The sequence below is a fragment of the Alistipes sp. An31A genome, assembly GCF_002159425.1.
GTDB classification, from domain to species: Bacteria; Bacteroidota; Bacteroidia; order Bacteroidales; family Rikenellaceae; genus Alistipes; species Alistipes excrementigallinarum.
In genome coordinates this window covers 346,776-364,564 of sequence record NZ_NFIO01000001.1, presented here as the reverse complement: position 1 = coordinate 364,564, position 17,789 = coordinate 346,776, and the positions used below count along the sequence as shown (strand labels likewise).

The 17,789-nt window shown below is 62.0% G+C and carries 12 protein-coding genes and 1 tRNA gene; 11 read left to right on the top strand and 2 right to left on the bottom strand.

The genetic code is table 11. From position 1 onward, the window contains the following. The first annotated feature begins 6 nt into the window (after nt 1–6). Genes B5F90_RS01610 through B5F90_RS01590 form a run of 5 tightly spaced genes read left to right on the top strand, consistent with a single transcriptional unit; the run spans nt 7 to nt 6,591 of the window. The gene (locus tag B5F90_RS01610) at nt 7–1,617 is read left to right on the top strand and encodes an ADP-ribosylglycohydrolase family protein (protein ID WP_087360428.1); all 1,611 of its coding nucleotides are present in this window, start codon (nt 7–9) and stop codon (nt 1,615–1,617) included. A gap of 13 nt (nt 1,618–1,630) precedes the next feature. Beyond that, complete coding sequence (locus tag B5F90_RS01605) at nt 1,631–3,163, top strand: ADP-ribosylglycohydrolase family protein (RefSeq protein ID WP_087360426.1); 1,533 nt, start codon at nt 1,631–1,633, stop codon at nt 3,161–3,163. Between the two features lie 33 nt (nt 3,164–3,196). After that, a complete protein-coding gene (locus B5F90_RS01600) occupies nt 3,197–4,759 on the top strand; it encodes an alpha/beta hydrolase-fold protein (protein WP_162607735.1) in 1,563 nt (520 codons plus the stop codon). Between the two features lie 28 nt (nt 4,760–4,787). Continuing rightward, complete coding sequence (locus B5F90_RS01595) at nt 4,788–5,795, top strand: GRP family sugar transporter (protein ID WP_087360420.1); 1,008 nt, start codon at nt 4,788–4,790, stop codon at nt 5,793–5,795. 55 nt (nt 5,796–5,850) lie between these two features. Continuing rightward, the gene (locus B5F90_RS01590) at nt 5,851–6,591 is read left to right on the top strand and encodes a DUF4595 domain-containing protein (protein ID WP_162607734.1); all 741 of its coding nucleotides are present in this window, start codon (nt 5,851–5,853) and stop codon (nt 6,589–6,591) included. Nucleotides 6,592–7,044: 453 nt separating this feature from the next. On the opposite strand, the gene B5F90_RS01585 is transcribed toward B5F90_RS01590, so the two are convergent. Beyond that, complete coding sequence (locus tag B5F90_RS01585) at nt 7,045–8,256, bottom strand: site-specific integrase (RefSeq protein ID WP_087360659.1); 1,212 nt, start codon at nt 8,254–8,256, stop codon at nt 7,045–7,047. A gap of 161 nt (nt 8,257–8,417) precedes the next feature. Further along, a tRNA-Lys gene (locus B5F90_RS01580) sits at nt 8,418–8,493 on the bottom strand. A gap of 148 nt (nt 8,494–8,641) precedes the next feature. Here B5F90_RS01580 and B5F90_RS01575 point away from each other — a divergent pair. From B5F90_RS01575 to ftcD, 6 genes are all read left to right on the top strand, one after another. After that, nucleotides 8,642–9,832, top strand: coding sequence for a saccharopine dehydrogenase family protein (locus B5F90_RS01575; protein WP_087360414.1), 1,191 nt, complete (start codon nt 8,642–8,644; stop codon nt 9,830–9,832). A 161-nt stretch (nt 9,833–9,993) separates the two neighbouring features. After that, nucleotides 9,994–10,548: a cysteine dioxygenase gene (locus tag B5F90_RS01570; RefSeq protein ID WP_087360411.1), complete on the top strand. Its 555-nt coding sequence runs from the start codon at nt 9,994–9,996 to the stop codon at nt 10,546–10,548. A gap of 579 nt (nt 10,549–11,127) precedes the next feature. Then, entirely contained in the window at nt 11,128–12,258 is a 1,131-nt protein-coding gene (gene nspC, locus B5F90_RS01565) for a carboxynorspermidine decarboxylase (protein ID WP_087360408.1), read from the top strand. An 18-nt stretch (nt 12,259–12,276) separates the two neighbouring features. Continuing rightward, on the top strand, nt 12,277–13,569 hold the full coding sequence (locus tag B5F90_RS01560) for a cysteate synthase (protein ID WP_087360405.1): 1,293 nt from the start codon (nt 12,277–12,279) through the stop codon (nt 13,567–13,569). A 156-nt stretch (nt 13,570–13,725) separates the two neighbouring features. After that, entirely contained in the window at nt 13,726–15,717 is a 1,992-nt protein-coding gene (locus tag B5F90_RS01555; RefSeq protein WP_087360402.1) for a TonB-dependent receptor, read from the top strand. A gap of 365 nt (nt 15,718–16,082) precedes the next feature. Beyond that, nucleotides 16,083–17,783, top strand: coding sequence for a glutamate formimidoyltransferase (gene ftcD, locus B5F90_RS01550; RefSeq protein ID WP_087360399.1), 1,701 nt, complete (start codon nt 16,083–16,085; stop codon nt 17,781–17,783). The last annotated feature ends 6 nt before the right edge of the window (nt 17,784–17,789 follow it).

Here is a 17,789-nt window from a genome sequence, read left to right as displayed (position 1 = left end):
CAAGCAATGACAAAACGCATATTTCCCATTCTGGCGCTGGCCCTCTCGCTTGCCGCCTGCAGCGCACCGCAGCGCGCCGTCGAGGTCACGCTCTCGGAGCAGGAGCTCTACGACAAGATTCGCGGCGGCTGGGCCGGCCAGACCATCGGCGTCGTCTTCGGCGCCCCGACCGAATTCAAGTTCACCGGTACGACCATCCAGGACTACCAGCCCATCCCCTGGTCGGAGCACTACGTCAAGTACTGGTGGGACAAGAAGCCGGGACTCTTCGACGACATCTACAACGACCTGACCTTCGTCGAGACCTTCGAGCAGGAGGGACTCGACTGCACGACCGAGACGCTGGCGCGCCGCTTCGCCTTTGCCGAGTACCATCTGGCACACGCCAACCAGGCGGGACGCTACAACATCCGCAACGGCATCATGCCGCCGGCCTCGGGCAACTGGGTCAACAACCCCCACGCCGACGACCTCGACTTCCAGATTGAGGCCGACTTCATCGGACTGATGGCCCCCGGGCTGATGCCCGAGGCGCTCGACATCGCCTCGCGCGTGGGCCACATCATGAACAGCGGCGACGGCTTCTACGGCGGCGCCTTCGTGGCGGGGCTCTACGCCGCGGCCTTCATAAGCAACGACCCGGCCGAGGTGCTCGACATGGCGCTCGAGCCCATCCCGCACCAGAGCACCTTCTATCAGTGCGTCGACGAGGTGCGCCGTCTCTACCGCGAGTATCCCGACGACTGGCAGCAGTGCTGGTTCGAGATGCACAAGCGCTGGAACCGCGACGTGGGCTGCCCCAAGGGTGTCTTCCTGAGCTTCAACATCGACGCCAAAATCAACGCCGCCTACGTGGCCATCGGCCTGCTCTACGGCGGGGGCGACTTCGCCCGGTCGATGGAAATCGCCACGCGCTGCGGGCAGGATTCGGACTGCAACCCGGCAACCGTCGCCGGCGTGCTGGGCGTGATGAAGGGCTATTCGAACATCCCGGAGTTCTGGCGTGCGCCGCTGAGCGAAATCGAGTCGCTCAACTTCAGCGGCACCGACGTCTCGCTCGAAAAGGCCTATTCGATGAGCTTCAGGCAGGCGCTCGAGATGGTGCGCCGCGCCGGAGGCAAGGTGGCCGACGGGCAGGTGACCATCCCCGTGCGTGATGCCGGGGTGCTGCCGCTCGAGCAGAACTTCACCGACACCTATCCGCTCTACCGTGACCGCAAGGACTGCTTCGTCGACGGCGAGTACGAGTTCGACTTCAAGGGCAACGGCTTCGTCATCTGGGGCAACATGGTCTGCCTGCGCAGCATCACGCCCGACTACGTCAACCGCGTGTCGACGCGTCACATCGGCTCGGAGGTCTTCGCTCTGGCAGAGCCCGACGACCCCTACGTGGCCGAGTTCGAGGTGTGGATTGACGGCAAGCTCGACCAGGTGTCGCGTCTCCCGATGAAGAACACCGACCGCAAGCTCGAGCCGGCCTGGAAATACGGCCTCGAGGAGGGACACCACACCGTCCGCCTCAAGTGGCTCAACCCCGACAAGGAGTACCTGCTGCGCATCAACGACATCATGTACTACTCGTCGACCCCCTCGACCGACCCATACTACCACAACTGAAACTGAAGCTGCAATGAACAAAACGCTCATACTGCTCACCGCACTTACGGCGGCTACGGCCTGCACCCCGACCGCTCCGTCGATTGACTACGGCTCGACCTTCGAAATCGACGAGGCGACCCTCCGCGACAAGATTCGCGGAGGGTGGGCCGGCCAGACCATCGGCTGCACCTACGGCGGCCCCACCGAATTCAAGTACAAGGGGGCGCTCATCAGCGACGAGGCGCCCATCGTCTGGTACGACGACTATGCCTACGACACCTTCCGCGACGACCCGGGCCTCTACGACGACGTCTACATGGACCTCACGTTCGTCGAGGTAATGCAGCGCTACGGCATCGACGCTCCGGCCGAGGTCTACGCCCGTGCCTTTGCCAATGCCGACTACAAGCTTTGGCATGCCAACCAGGCGGCGCGCTACAACATCCTCCACGGCATCATGCCGCCCGCCTCGGGCCACTGGCACAACAACCCCCACGCCGACGACATCGACTTCCAGATTGAGGCCGACTTCATCGGCATGATTTGCCCCGGAATGCCCAACGCCGCCTCGGAAATCGGCGACCGCATCGGCCACATCATGAACTACGGCGACGGCTTCTACGGCGGCATCTACATCGGTGCGCTCTACTCGCTGGCCTTCGTCTGCGACGACATCCCGACCATCGTGCGCGAGGCGCTGCGGACGATTCCGCCCCAGAGCAAGTACCGCCGCTGCATCGAGGACGTCATCCGCTTCCACGAGGAGTTCCCCGACGACTGGCGCCGCTGCTGGCTCGAAATCGAGCGCCGCTACGCCTATGAGAAGGGGTGCCCCGAGGGTGTCTTCAACGGATTCAACATCGACGCCACCATCAATTCGGCCTACGTCGTGATGGGTCTGCTCTACGGCAACGGCGATTTCGAGCGGACAATGGACGTGGCCACGCGCTGCGGCCAGGATTCGGACTGCAACCCCGCATCGGCGGCCGGCATTCTCGGCGTGATGAAGGGCTATGACGCGATTCCCGACAAGTGGAAGCCCGCCATGGAGAAGGTCGTCGACATCGACTTCCCCTACACCTCCATCTCGCTTAACAAGATTTACGACATCAACCTCGATTTGCTGACGCAGATGATTGGACGTGAGGGAGGCAGCGTCGAGGATGGTGTCTACCGCATCGTGCTCCAGCGCCCCGAGGAGCTTCCCTACGAGGAGTCCTTCGCAACGGTGGAGCCGACCGAGCGCCGCGTGCTGAAGCTCGACATCACGGACGAGGCGACGCTCCGCTTCACGGGCAACAGCGTCGTCGTAATGGGGCAGGTGCGCCGCCTGGGCCTCGGCGGCGACGACGGCTACGTGGCCCGCATCGAGGCCTCCATCGACGGCAAGATGGTGGAGAACATCGAGATGCCCTACGACTACATCAAGCGCAAGTACGACATCTTCTACACCTATGAACTGCCGGTGGACGGTCCCCACACCCTGAACCTCAAGTGGACGAACCCCGACCCGAACTATGTCATCGAGGCCAAGGAGATGGTGGTCTATTCGGCTAAAAAGTAACGGACAATGTTAAAGCTACAAGACAGTACAGTCATGATTAAGTTACTGGCACTTCTCACGCTGATGCTCTCGTCGGCCAACACGTCGTGCGACAAGGAGCGGTCGCTGCCTGAAACGCCGCCCTCCCGGTTCGAACGCTACACGACCGACCTGACAATGTACAGCGACATCCTCGGCGAGACGATTCACTATTCGATTTATCTGCCCGCCGACTATACGACGGCTACCGACAAGCGCTACGGCGTGGTCTACCTGCTGCACGGCTTCGGCGACAACTGGGGTGCGTGGAACGACCAGTGGCTCCACATCACCACGCTCATCGACAGCAAGGAGGCTGCCGGTGAGATTACGCCGATGATTTACGTCATGCCCCAGGGCTTCAACAGCTACTACGTGAACCGCTACGACGGCAGCTTCAACTACATGGACATGTTCACCGAGGAGCTCGTGCCCTACATCGACCGCACCTACCGCACCCGAGCCGACCGCTCCTCGCGCGCCGTGGCGGGCTACTCGATGGGCGGCTTCGGGGCGATGATTCTCCCCTCGAAGCATGCCGAGCTCTTCTCGGTCTCGATTCCGCTGAGCATGTCGTTCCGCACCGACGAGCAGTACATGGCCGAGCCGCAGAGCGGCTGGGACGGACAGTGGGGGAGCATCTTCGGCGGCGTCGGCCTCGCGGGCGAAGGCCGTCTGACGGAGTACTACAAGGAGTACTGCCCCTTCTACTTCTTCAACGAGCAGAGCGCGGCGTCGTTCGCCGACCTGCACTACTACTTCGACTGTGGTGACGACGAGGAGCAGCTGCTCATCGCCAACGACCGGCTCCACCGCCAGCTGCGCGAGCTGGGCATCGCCCACGAGTACCGCGTACGCAACGGCGCCCACACCTCGGACTACTGGCACGACGCCATGCGCGAAGGGCTCGACTACATCGAGTGCTGCTTCAACGGCGGCACGTGGCCCGACGGCCAGAACATCGCGACCGACCCCTCCTATGCGGGTGTCGAGCTGAGCGAGACGGTCGGCGGGGCGGAGGTCGTGGCCTATCCCTCGGCCGGGTACGACAAGTCGAAGAGCAATTCGGTCGTCTACCTGCTCCACGACGGACTCACCAAGGACGACCTGCACCGCATGATGAATCTGTGGAACGTCGCGGTTAACACCAAGCCCTTCATCGTCGTCTGCATCCCCTCCGCGCAGGCTGGCAGCGACTTCGCCACGCTGGCGCAGGCCATCGACGCAAAGTATGCCATCGCCGAGGATGCCGACCGCCACTTCGGCGCCGGGCTGGGCTCGGGTGCCGGTCTGCTCTACCGCTATGCGGCAGGGGAGGAGGCACGTCTGGCGGCCCTCTACCTCTTCGACGGAGAGGTGGATGTCGAGGCGACGGCCCCCTGCTCCGGAACCTACTACTACATCGACACCACCGACGGGGGCGAACACTACGTCGAGGCGGGCGAGCTCTACGAGCGCTGCAAGGCCGACGGCGTACCCTACGACTACCGTGTGCGCAACGGACAGAGCGGTGCCGATGCCGCAATGGGCGGCTTCCAGGCCTCGAAGAGCAATCTGATGGACCGCATCCGTAACTGAACCGAATGAAACCTAAAAACTCACAACCATGTTTATCGTAGACAACTATTTTCTGGCCGTGGTGTTCTGCTTCGTCACGATGCTCTGCTGGGGCTCGTGGGGCAACACCCAGAAGCTGGCGTCGAAGAGCTGGCGCTACGAGCTCTTCTATTGGGATTATGTAATCGGCATGGTGCTCTTCGCCGCACTGCTGGGCTTCACCATGGGCAGCTTCGGCGACGGGGGCCGTCCCTTCGTCACGGACCTGGCGCAGGCGGCCGGCAAGAGCATCGGCTGGGTGCTGCTCGGCGGCGTCATCTTCAACGCCTCGAACATTCTGCTCTCGGCCTCGGTATCGCTCGCCGGACTCTCGGTGGCCTTCCCGCTCGGCGTGGGCATCGCCCTGGTGCTGGGCGTCATCGTCAACTACCTCGGCGCACCGTCGGGCAATCCCGTCATGCTCTTCCTCGGCGTGGCGATGATTGTGGTGGCCATCATCTGCAACGGCATCGCCTCGGGCAAGCAGCAGAGCGGCTCGGACGCGGCGGTCAACAACCGCAAGGGCCTGATGCTGGCCGTGCTGGCCGGCGTGCTGATGTCGCTCTTCTACCGCTTCGTGGTCAAGGGTATGGACATCAGCAACTTCGAGACTCCGGCTCCGGGCATGCTCACCCCCTATTCGGCCATCTTCATCTTCTCGCTGGGCGTTCTGGCCAGCAACTTCCTCTTCAACACGCTGGTCATGCGCTATCCCTTCGTCGGCGAGCGCGTCCGCTATGCGGAGTACTTCCGCGGCTCGCTCTCCACGCACCTGACGGGCTGTCTGGGCGGCGCCATCTGGTGCCTCGGCACGGCGTTCAGCTACATCGCCTCGGGGGAGGCCGGCCCGGCCGTCTCGTATGCCCTCGGACAGGGTGCGCCGATGATTGCCGCCATCTGGGGCGTCTTCATCTGGCGTGAATTCAAAGGTGCGCCGAAGTCAGTCAACCGTCTGCTGGCTCTCATGTTCCTCCTCTTCATCGGAGGCCTTGCCCTGATTGTTGCCGCCGGAAACTGATGCCGGAGGAGCGCTGAAAAACGAAATTATGTTCAACCAACAAAAAACGACTGATATGAAAAAGATTTTTGGAATTCTGGCGGCAGTCGCCATGGTGGCTGCCTGCAACACCTCCTGCTCGAAGAGCGACGACAACGGCGGCGGCAACGGCGGCGGCAACACGGCCAACGTACGCATCGCCACCTGGGCCGACGACTGGGACACCTACGCCTACACGTTCGACGCCGAGGGCAAGGTAATCAAGGTAAGCCGCAACAACGGCGAGCGCGAATGGGACTTCACCTACTCGGGTGACAAGATTGAGGCCACAGGTTATTCGGCCTTCACCATCACGCTCGGTGCCAACGGATATGCTTCGGAGTACAAGGACGAATGGGATACGTTCACCTACACGTACGACAACAACGGCTATGTGACGCAGGTTAAGAAGAACGGTGAGGTATGCGCCAATGCCGTAATCGAGGACGGATGTATCACCAAGTGGTCGAAATTCGAGGACCGCAACGAAGACGGTGTAGCCGAGGAGTGCTGGAAGGAGCACATCTACTCGAACATGAAGAATGTTGCAGGCATCCACAACATCTACGTTGAGAAGGGCGCCGGCCGCTGGCTTCAGGAGCTGGGCTTCTTCGGCAAGCCGACCAAGTATCTGTGTGAGAGCAACGGCTGGGACTATTCGGACACCCCGTCGACGCTCACCTACGAGTTTGACGAGAAGAACTGTGTGACGAAGGAGATTAAGTCGGCAGCCGACTACGTCGAGAACTACTTCTACAGCTGGACGCCGCTCGAATAACGGCCTCGTCCGAAAATCCGTTGGACGCGGACGGCAGTCGCACTGCCGTCCGTTTTTTTGCCCGCAAAGCGGGACGTGCGGGTAGGGGAGTGCGGTCGGTTGTGCGGCGTAAGGTCTGCGGAGCGAATTTCGCACGAAGAGGGGTTGCGGACAGCCAAGCAGCCGGGATATAAAAAGAAGCAGGCCCCGCAGGGAGTAACCCGCTGCAGAGCCTGCCGTTCGAAGGATGATGCGACAACCGGTTTCAGCTAAAAGTCGTAACCGACAATCTGCGCGGCATAGCTGCTCCACCCGTCCGCTGATTTGTAGGCCTCGACCGAAGCCTGCGGGACATGGATGGATGCAACCGAAGTACTGCTAAACACACTCGAGCCCAACGTCGGCGGAGTTGCCGGCATACAGTATACGAAGAAAGGAGGTCGGTTACCAACAGGGCCGCCGACCTCCCGATTCTTACAGCAGATGCTGCATGGCTTCGTCGATTTGCGCGTTCTCGAATGAATCAAGGTAGATTTGCGTGGTCGAAAGGTCGGAGTGTCCCAACGATTCGGAAATCAGAGCCACGCTTACCCCTGACCGTTTCAGGACGGTTGCATATGTATGGCGGGCAACGTAGGTCGTCAATGGAACCTCCAATCCGATCAGTTTTCCCAGCACTTTCAATTCCCGATTGATCTTTGCCAGCACCTTATGGATGCGGTTGAAAATCTGCTGTGCGGTCTTGTGTTCCGTACGGTCGAGAATTGGGAAGATATAATCTTCTTGTGTGTGGTTGTCCCTGCTGTATTTCCCGATAATCTGCAAGGCGTTCGGTACCAGATGGAAGGATAGCAGCTTCTGGGTCTTGTGTCGGGAGTAGTAGATTCTTCCGTCTACAATATCCCCATAGCGCAGGGTGGCCATATCCGTAAAGTTGATGCCTGCCGTAAAGTAGGAGAACAGGAAGATGTCCTTTGCAAATAGGGTGTATTCAGTTTTGTGGCTTGGCTCGATTTCCAATGCCATCAATTTCTGGATGTCTCCTTTCGTGATGGCACGCTTTCTTGTCCGTGTCCATAAACTGCCGACCTTGTACTTGGCAAACGGATTGACCTTTTGGATAAAGATGCCATCGGCAAGAGCCTTGTTGTAGGCGGCCTTGAATATGGCGAATTTTGTGGCTATGCTGTTGCTTGCATTGTCGTTCTTCCGCAGGAACAGTTCGAAATCCCGCAAGAAGGTATGGTCAATCTCATCGAAACGGATATTGAGAGAACGGAATCGAGACAGATGAGAACACAGCACCCGATGCTTGCTGGCCGACGCGTATTTGCCGAGCGCTTCCAACCGTTCGATTATCTGCTTCAGATAGTCGCCAACTGTACAGTTAACCCGCTTGCCGTTTTGCTCGAATAGATTCTCAAACGTGACGGGGAGCTCCATGATTTCCAGACGCTGGATTCGCTTCTCATACTCCTTGATTTTGGCTGTTATCTTGAACTGGATATTGTCCCTGTCGGGGCAGTCATCGGTCACCTTTTGCGCCTCTGCATCCCAATGTGCTGGAGCTACGGAGACACCCAACCCGATACTCTTTTTGCGCTTTCCCTGAAAGAAGAGGAGGCATAGGGGAGAGGTGGAATCCCTATAAATGATGTTCTTTCGGCATATAACCTTGAATGTCATTTGATTGCGTGTTAGCAGTCGGAGGACGGACAGGCTCAATGCGTACCCTAATGCGTACCCTGCGCCCGAAAAAGGGCGTTTTTTGAGGCTCAAAACCCGAAATCGTGATAGGGTAGAGAAAACAAAAAGAGCCGACAATCGATTGACTGTCAACTCTTTTCTGGTGAACCCGCTGGGGCTCGAACCCAGGACCCCAACATTAAAAGTGTTGTGCTCTACCTGCTGAGCTACGGATTCTCCGGCCAAACGGAACTGCGTCCCGATTTGGTGGTGCAAATGTAGAGATTATTTTTGTTTTACCAAAATAAAATGATATTTTTGTTCCGGCAAAAGCCAAAAACACTTAGCCGGAAAATAAACAAAACTCTTAACTCTAAAATAAACTATGTGTAGAGCTCTGATTATCGGCGCCGGAGGCGTCGGAACGGTCGTTACCCAGAAAATCGCCGCCAATCCGGTCTTTACGGATGTGATGCTGGCCAGCCGTACCAAATCCAAATGCGACGCCGTGGCCGCTGCCATCGGCGGCGAGCGGGTGAAGACGGCCCAGGTCGATGCCGACAACGTGGCCGAACTGTGCGAGCTGTTCCGCGCATTCAAGCCCGACATCGTGGTCAACGTGGCGCTTCCCTATCAGGACCTGACGATTATGGACGCCTGCCTCGAGTGCGGCTGCAACTACCTTGACACGGCCAACTACGAGCCGCGCGACGAGGCGCACTTCGAATATTCGTGGCAGTGGGCCTACCAGGACCGCTTCAAGGCGGCCGGTTTGACGGCCATCCTCGGCTGCGGCTTCGACCCGGGCGTTACGGCCATCTTCACGGCCTACGCCGCCAAGCACCATTTCGACGAGATTCACTACCTCGATATCGTGGACTGCAACGCCGGCAACCACGGCAAGGCATTCGCCACCAACTTCAACCCCGAAATCAACATCCGCGAGGTGACGCAGAAGGGCCGCTACTACGAGAACGGCGAGTGGGTCGTCACCGAGCCGCACGAGATTCACCGTCCGCTGCACTATCCCGGCATCGGCGAGCGTGAGTCGTATGTGATTTACCACGAGGAGCTGGAGTCGCTCGTCAAGAACTATCCGACCATCAAGCGCGCCCGTTTCTGGATGACCTTCGGACAGGAGTACCTGACGCACCTGCGCGTGATTCAGGACATCGGCATGGCGCGCATCGACCCGATTATGTACAACGGCGTCGAGATTGTGCCGATTCAGTTCCTCAAGGCGGTGCTTCCAGACCCCAAGTCGCTGGGTGCTAACTACCACGGCCAGACCTCGATTGGCTGCCGCATCCGGGGCATCAAGGACGGCAAGGAGCACACCTACTACATTTACAACAACTGCGACCACGAGCAGGCCTACAAGGAGACCGGCACGCAGGCCGTGTCGTTCACCACGGGTGTTCCGGCCGCGCTGGGTGCCGCCATGTGGGCCAAGGGGCTGTGGCGCGGCGCCGGCGTCTTCAACGTCGAGGAATTCGACCCGGACCCCTTCCTGGCGGAGCTGGGTCCCCAGGGCCTTCCCTGGCACGAGCTGTTCGACGTCGACATCGAGGTCTGAGGCCTTGCGCGCGACGCACAACCGGGAAAACGGACGGGACGGCATCCCGTCCGTTTTGTTTTTTGCTCGGCTCGGCTTCGGATTTAGGTATTTCTACTGACCTCCGCACGGAAGGATTCCGTTACTTTTGCCCATGGAAGAAACCGAAACAGAACCGAACCATGCAACCCGACACAACCGCAACACTCGCAACCCGATACGATGAACCGTGCGACGAGCGCACGGACTACGCCCCGTTTTTCGACGGCCTGCTGGCCGTTGCCGCCGGACCGCTGACCGACGAAACGGGGGAGCGCATCCGCAACTACGTGATGGGGTGGCTCGAGAGACACCCGCTCGAGTCGTTCGACCGATACTCCGACCGCAACTACGTGCGCAGCTATCTGGGCCGCTGCCCCCGCACCCACTGGGAGGCGCTCGTCATGAGCTGGAAGCAGGGTAACCGGACGACCATCCACGGCCACCCGGCCTTTGCCGGCTACCACTTTGCCGACGGCCGCTTCCGGGTCGAGGTCTTCGAACCGACGGGCGACGGCCGCGCACGACGCATTGCTGAGCAGATGATTGACGGCCGCGAAGGCTTCTTTGCCATCGGAACCCCGGGCCGCTTCGACAACCACCTCCACCGCATCACCTGCCTCAGTCCGACGGGCCACAGCCTGCACGTCTACTCGGACGACGCGCTGCAGGGCATCGCCTTCACCGAGGCGGAGTAGCTGCCATCACCGGAAGGGGGGGGGCAACGGGAGCTTCGGACAGGGCCGGAGCCCCGCCGACAGGTTTCCCGCAGCCGGGACGGTGACGGTTCCCGCCATATTTTCCGCACCGCCGCCGAAACAGCGTCCGGCCAGCTGCCGTATCGTTCGCACTGCGGCCGGAATGCCGGAGCCCTACCGACAGATTTTCCGCGCGGCAGCCGTGGTCCCCGTACCGCTGAAACGCCGCTTCCGCGCCCGACCTGCCGAGAAGTTTTCCGCGCCACAGCCGAGCGTCCTCGGCCTGCCGAGAAGTTTTCCGCGCCGCAGCCGGGACGCCGTCCGACCCGCTTGCGGGTTTTCATCCCCCGACCGGACCCGCGGCCAGCCCCGCTCTTTCCGCCGTGCGACCGCATGCGGCAGAGCCGCTACGTATAAATACCTATTTCTCCAAAAAGCGAAACGCAAACGTAGGCTTTTCGCAATGATTTTCCTATTTTTGCATCTGTTTTGAACGTTTCCGTTGACACGATGACCCGTATGGGCTTTCCCCCGAAAAGCAACGGAAACATTGGTTGGAATTTACTGGAAAACCGCTCGATGATTGACTTTCTGAAACTGCCCTCTCCGTGCTACGTCCTGGACGAGACGCTGCTGGACCACAACCTGGAGGTAATCGACCGCGTGCGCCGCGAGTCGGGTGCCGAAATCATTGTGGCGCTCAAGGCCTGCGCCATGTGGAGCATTTTCCCGGAGCTGGCGCGCCACTCCGACGGCGCCACCGCCTCGTCTGCCGCCGAAGCGCGGCTCGTCTACGAGGAGTACGGCCGCCCGGCCCACACCTACGCCCCGGTCTACACGGATGAGAACATCGAGGAGATTCTCCGCTACAGCGACCACATCACCTTCAACTCCGTGGCACAATACGAGCGCTTCGGACAGCAGGCGCTCATCCGCGGCATCTCGTGCGGCCTGCGCGTCAACCCGCGCTACTCGCCCGTCGAGACGGCACTCTACAACCCCTGCGTGGCCGGGTCGCGGCTGGGCATCGTGCCCGAGCAGCTGCGCGAGCTGCCGGCCGGCATCGAGGGGCTCCATTTCCACGTCCTCTGCGAATCTCGGCCCGAACATCTGCGTCTGGCGCTCGAAGCGCTCGAGCGGAACTTCGGCCAGCTGCTGCCGCAGCTCAAGTGGCTCAACATGGGCGGCGGCCATCTGATGACGCACGCCGAATACGACTGCGACGAGCTGATTGCCATCCTGCGCGACTTCCACGCCCGTTATCCCCACCTGAGGCTGATTCTCGAGCCGGGCAGCGCCTTTACGTGGCGCACGGGCTATCTGGTCTCGACCGTCGAGGACATCGTCGAGAACGGCGGCGTGCGTACGGCGATGCTCAACGTCTCGTTCGCCTGCCACATGCCCGACTGCCTCGAAATGCCCTACAAGCCGGCCATCCTCGGCGCCCATGAACCCGCCGAGGGCGAAGCGCGCTGGCGCATGGGCGGCAACAGCTGCCTGGCGGGCGACTACTACGGAGACTGGGCCTTCGACCACAAACTGAAGGTGGGCGAGCGGATTGTCTTCGAGGACATGATTCACTACACGATGGTCAAGACCACGATGTTCAACGGCGTGGCCCATCCCGCCATCGCCATCGCACGGCGCGACGGCAGACTCGACGTCATCCGCCGCTTCGGCTACGAGGACTTCAAGAACCGAATGTCGTAACTAATCAAACATAGATACATGGAAGAATTTACCCCTACCCGCTACACCCTCGAGTGCGTGGCCACCGGACGCGAATTCGAGGATGACGGCTGGACGCTCGAGGACCATACGTCGCCCACACCCTCGCTGGTGAGGGCCCGTTATGCCCGCAAGCAGCTCGAAGTGAAGCCCGACTCCTACGGATTCTACAAGTTCTGCGACTGGCTGCCCGTCCGGCGCATGCTCAAGGGCTCCTCGGCACCCGTAACCTACCGCAGCCGCGGACTGGCCCGGCACCTCGGTCTGGAGAATCTCTGGATTACCTTCAACGGCTGGTATCCCGCCATCGGGGCGAAGATGTCGACCTGCTCGTTCAAGGAGACCGAGGCCTTCTCGGTCTGCGCCCGCATTCCCGAGGGCGAGAAGCGGGTGCTGGTGGTCGCCTCGGCCGGCAACACGGCCCGCGCCTTCGCCAAGGTATGCTCCGACAACCGGATTCCGCTGCTGCTCTCGGTTCCCTACGACAACATCGGGGCGCTCTGGTTCGAACACGAGCTCGACCCCTGCGTCAAGCTCATCTCGTGCGAGCGGGGCGGCGACTACTTCGATGCCATCCACCTCTCGAATCTGGCGCTCAAGAGCGGCAAGTTCTACGCCGAGGGCGGCGCGAAGAACATCGCCCGCCGCGACGGCATGGCGACGACCGTGCTCTCGGCCACGACGACCATCGGCCGGATTCCCGACTACTACTTCCAGGCCGTCGGCAGCGGCACGGGTGCTATTGCCGCCTGGGAGGCCAACCTGCGTCTGATTGAGGACGGCCGCTTCGGCAGCAACCTCATGAAGCTGATGGTGGCCCAGAACGCTCCGTTCGTCCCGATGTACGACGCCTGGCGGGCCAACTCGCGACAGATGCTGCCCTACGACGACGACAAGGCGCGCCGCGACGCCGAAATCATCGACGCCAAGGTGCTTTCGAACCGTCGTCCCCCCTACAGCCTTGCGGGCGGTCTCTACGACGCGCTGAAGGCCACCGGCGGCGAGATGCTCGTGGCGACCAACGCCCAGGCGCGCAAGGCGCGTCAGCTCTTCAAGGAGCTGGAGGGTGTCGACATCTACTCGGCGGCCGGCATCGCACTCGCCTCGCTCATCAAGGAGGTGGCGGCCGGACACATCGCCAAGGATGCGGTCGTCATGCTCAATGTGACGGGCGGCGGCGAGGAGCACTTCCAGGAGGGCAAGGAGCTCTCTTACCTCAAGCCGGCACACGTCTTCCCGCTCAACCCCGACCCCGCCGAGGTCATCGCGACGGTCGAGGCGCTGTTCGAGTAGCGACGGACTTTTTTGCGGATTTCTTTCGGTCGACTTGCCGATTCGACCGAAAAGCGTATCTTTGCGGCGATTCGGAGCGAGGCGGTACAGCCGGGCCCGCTCCGGGTCGCCGCTTTTTATTCAATTTATCAACTACCAACTCAAATTCGTTACAAGATGAATGATTTCCAGATGAACAAGACTCCGAGGAGTTGTCGCTGGAGCCGTTGGAGCCGCAACAGCTGGGCAGCTTTTGCGAGCCTCCACCGCTGCGTGACCATCGGAGTGCTGGCCGTCGGGATGTCCATTCTCTTGCTTGCGACGCAGACGGTCCATGCCCAGCAGTCCGACTCGGTTGCCATCTACCGCGAGATGGCCATCGACGAGGTGGGCATATCGGGGCGCATAGCGGCCCCGACACCGAACGCCGTGTCGCAAGTCACGCTTTTCGACCGAAAGGAGCAGGGTCCCGCCCCGCTTCAGACGCTGGAGGACGCCCTGCGCCTCACCCCTTCGGTCGACATCCGGGAGCGTGGCAGCAAGGGAATCCAGGCGGACATCTCCGTACGGGGAGGCTCCTTCGACCAGACCATGGTGATGCTCAACGGCATCGACTTCACGGATGCCCGCACGGGCCATCAATCCCACTCGCTGCCCGTCGACATCGACTGCGTATCGGGCATCGACCTGGTGGAGGGTGTGCCGGGCGTAGGCGCCTATGCCGGGGCGGTCAACATCCGCACGGCGCCGCTCATGCCCGACTACCTGCGCTTCGAGGGGGCGGGCGGCCAGTACGGCTACGCCTACGGCAACATCTCGGGGGCAGCCACCCGTGAGCGGCTGACGCTCTTCACGGCCGCCTCCTACCGGCGCAGCGACGGCTACATGCACAACACCGACTTTGCCAACTACAACGCCTTCCTGAGGGCCACCTACGAGGCGTCGAGGGCCGGCAGCTTCGAGTTCCAGGCCGGCTATCAGGAGCGCTCCTTCGGCTCGAACGGCTTCTATGCGGCCTACAACCCCGACCAGTGGGAGCAGACCTCGACGGCGCTCGCCTCGCTGCGCTGGAGCGTTCCGCTCGGACGCTTCAAGCTGGGCAGCTCGGTCAGCTACCGCAAAAACTTCGACCGCTACGACTGGACGCGCGGCACGCCGCTCAACCGCCACAACACGGACAACGTCGGCGCCCGGCTGTGGAGCGACCTGCGCTGGGCGGCCGGTACCACCTCGCTCGGGGGCGACTACACCTACAACCACATCTACAGCACCAATCTGGGCGAGCCGCTCGACCGTCCCCACGGCCTCTACACCCATGCCAAGGCGCGCCACGTGGGCAACATCTGGCTGCGCCACGTCAAGCAGTGGCACCGCTGGGAGGCGGCCGCCTCGGGCGGCGTGAGCCTGACGCCCTACGGCACCTCGGCGCTGTGGAACGTCTCGGCCGACTACCGGCCCGCGGAGGGGCTCCACGTGGGTGCCGGCATCGCGCAGTCGATGCGCCTGCCCACCTTCACGGACCTCTACTACTCGTCGCCGGCCCAAATCAACAACCTCGACCTCACGCCCGAGCATGCGATTACCTACCGCCTCGGGGCCGACTACACCCGAGCCCGCTGGCACGTCGCGCTGCAGAGCTACTACCGCGCCGGGCGCGACATCATCGACTGGGTGCTGCGCGAGGATATGGGGGGCAAGTGGCACTCCGAGCAGAGCAGCCGCCTTGCGACCTTCGGGGTCGAACTCTCGGGCGGCTACCGCTCCGAGGAGGGGTTCCTGCGGCGCGCCACGCTGCTCTACGCCTACGTCACCACCAGTCAGGACAACCGCCTGGTCACCAAGAACGCCATGGACTACATGCGCCACAAGGCGGCGCTCAACGTCGAGGTGCGCTTCCTGCGCCGCCTCACGCTCTCGCTCACCGGAGCGCTCTACGACCGTGCGGGCAGCTACCTCTTCTATCCCGTTGCGGGCGACTCCTCCCTCTCGGAGCGGCGCAGCTACGACCCCTATTTCCTGCTCGACGGACGCCTGTCGTGGGAGAAGGGCATCTGCCGCCTCTATGTCGACGCAACGAACATCACCGACACCGACTACTGCGAGATGGGCGGCATACACCGTCCCGGAGCGTGGGTGACGGGAGGCATCGTGCTCACCATCGGCCGATAGGGGCCGGACCGGCTGTATGACTTCGGAGGTCTCCGCACGTGCGGGGACCTCTTTTTTCGTTGGCGGCAGGAGAGGAAGAATCTTGTTCGTCGGCGCCCGGCAAGCGGGGAAGGAAAGGGCCGCACCCGGGCCGTCCAATGCCCGGCAGCGGGGGAGGGCAGCACCCCCGCCCGCCGGAGGCCCGGCGAAGTGAACGAATACGTCCGAGCAGAGAGTGAAAAACGGCCGCAAAGTGTCGTTCCGCTCGAAAAGCGGGGGCAAAACTTCCCGTTTCAAAGGAGAAATTGCTTTTTTGATTACGGATTTGCAAATGTTCTCCGAATTTTTCTTACCTTTGATAAGAGATAATCCTAAAACTTCCGAATATGCAGAAACGTATCGTAGAATGCGTTCCCAACTTCAGCGAGGGACGCGACAAGGCCGTAATTCACGAAATTACCTCGGCCATCGAGGCGGTCGAAGGGGTCAAACTGCTCGACGTGGACCCCGGCGAGGCGACCAACCGCACGGTGGTGACCTTCGTCGGCGAGCCCGAAGCCGTGCTCGAGGCGGCCTTTGCCGGTGTCAAACGCGCCTCGGAGCTCATCGACATGCGCAACCACCACGGCGCTCACCCGCGCATGGGCGCCACCGACGTGCTGCCGCTCATCCCCATTGCGGGCATCACGCTCGAGGAGTGCGCCGAACTGTCGCGCGGTCTGGCCCGCCGCATCGCCGACGAGCTGCATATTCCGACCTACTGCTACGAGGCGGCCGCCCTGAAGCCCGAGCGGAAGAATCTGGCCGTCTGCCGCGCCGGCGAGTATGAGGCGCTGCCCGAGAAGCTGGCCCATGCGGAGACGGCGCCCGACTTCGGCGCCCGCCCCTTCGACGAGGGTGTGGCCCGCACGGGTGCGACGACCGTCGGCGCCCGCGACTTCCTCATCGCCGTCAACTTCAACCTCAATACCACCTCGACGCGCCGCGCCAACGCCATCGCCTTCGACGTGCGCGAGAAGGGACGCCCCGTGCGCGAGGGCGGTTCGCCCGTGGGCAAGCCGCTCAAGGACGAGCACGGCAACACGCTCATGCAGCCCGGTACGCTCAAGGCGACGAAAGCCATCGGCTGGTTCATCGAGGAGTACGGCATCGCCCAGGTCTCGATGAACATCACCGACATTTCGGTCACGCCGCTCCACATCGCCTTCGACGAGGTGTGCCGCAAGGCCGATGCCCGGGGCGTGCGCGTCACCGGAACCGAGATTGTGGGTCTGGTCCCCAAGCGGGCGCTGGTCGACGCAGGGCGCTACTTCCTGCGCAAGCAGCAGCGCTCGACGGGCATCTCGGAGCGTGAAATCATCCGCATCGCCATCAAGTCGATGGGGCTCGACGACCTGAAGCCCTTCAACCCCGACGAGAAGGTCATCGAGTATCTGCTCGAGGCCGACAACCGCACCAAGCGGCTCGTCGACATGACCTGCACGGACTTTGCCGAGGAGACGGCCAGCGAATCGCCGGCTCCGGGCGGCGGCTCCATCTCGGCCTACATGGGTGCGCTGGGTGCGGCCTTGGGGACGATGGTGGCCAACCTCTCGGCCCACAAGGCCGGCTGGGACGCCCGCTGGGAGGAGTTCTCCGACTGGGCCGACAAGGGCCAGGAGGTGATGACCGAGCTGCTGCATCTGGTGGACGAGGATACGGCCGCCTTCAACCGCATCATGGCCGTCTTCGCCATGCCCAAGACGACCGACGAGGAGAAGGCCGCCCGCAGCGCCGCGTTGCAGGAGGCGACGCTCTACGCCACCGAGGTGCCGCTGCGTACGATGAAGGCCTCGTCGCGCGTCTTCGAGCTCGTGCGTGCGATGGCCCAGACGGGCAACCCCAATTCGGTATCGGATGCCGGCGTGGGCGCTCTGGCCGCCCGCAGCGCCGTGATGGGTGCCTGTCTCAACGTCAAAATCAACGCCGCCGGACTCAAGGACCGTGCGACGGCCGACCGCCTCATCGCCGAAGCCGATGCGCTGGCGGCCGAAGCCTGCCACCTCGAGGCGGAGGTGCTCGCCATTGTGGAACAGAAGATAAAATAGCCAAAC

Coding starts and splice junctions, on each gene's coding strand:
- B5F90_RS01610 (WP_087360428.1), top strand. CDS start 7: ATGACAAAACGCATATTTCCCATTCTGGCGCTGGCCCTCTCGCTTGCC.
- B5F90_RS01605 (WP_087360426.1), top strand. CDS start 1,631: ATGAACAAAACGCTCATACTGCTCACCGCACTTACGGCGGCTACGGCC.
- B5F90_RS01600 (WP_162607735.1), top strand. CDS start 3,197: ATGATTAAGTTACTGGCACTTCTCACGCTGATGCTCTCGTCGGCCAAC.
- B5F90_RS01595 (WP_087360420.1), top strand. CDS start 4,788: ATGTTTATCGTAGACAACTATTTTCTGGCCGTGGTGTTCTGCTTCGTC.
- B5F90_RS01590 (WP_162607734.1), top strand. CDS start 5,851: ATGAAAAAGATTTTTGGAATTCTGGCGGCAGTCGCCATGGTGGCTGCC.
- B5F90_RS01585 (WP_087360659.1), bottom strand. CDS start 8,256: ATGACATTCAAGGTTATATGCCGAAAGAACATCATTTATAGGGATTCC.
- B5F90_RS01575 (WP_087360414.1), top strand. CDS start 8,642: ATGTGTAGAGCTCTGATTATCGGCGCCGGAGGCGTCGGAACGGTCGTT.
- B5F90_RS01570 (WP_087360411.1), top strand. CDS start 9,994: ATGCAACCCGACACAACCGCAACACTCGCAACCCGATACGATGAACCG.
- nspC (WP_087360408.1), top strand. CDS start 11,128: ATGATTGACTTTCTGAAACTGCCCTCTCCGTGCTACGTCCTGGACGAG.
- B5F90_RS01560 (WP_087360405.1), top strand. CDS start 12,277: ATGGAAGAATTTACCCCTACCCGCTACACCCTCGAGTGCGTGGCCACC.
- B5F90_RS01555 (WP_087360402.1), top strand. CDS start 13,726: ATGAATGATTTCCAGATGAACAAGACTCCGAGGAGTTGTCGCTGGAGC.
- ftcD (WP_087360399.1), top strand. CDS start 16,083: ATGCAGAAACGTATCGTAGAATGCGTTCCCAACTTCAGCGAGGGACGC.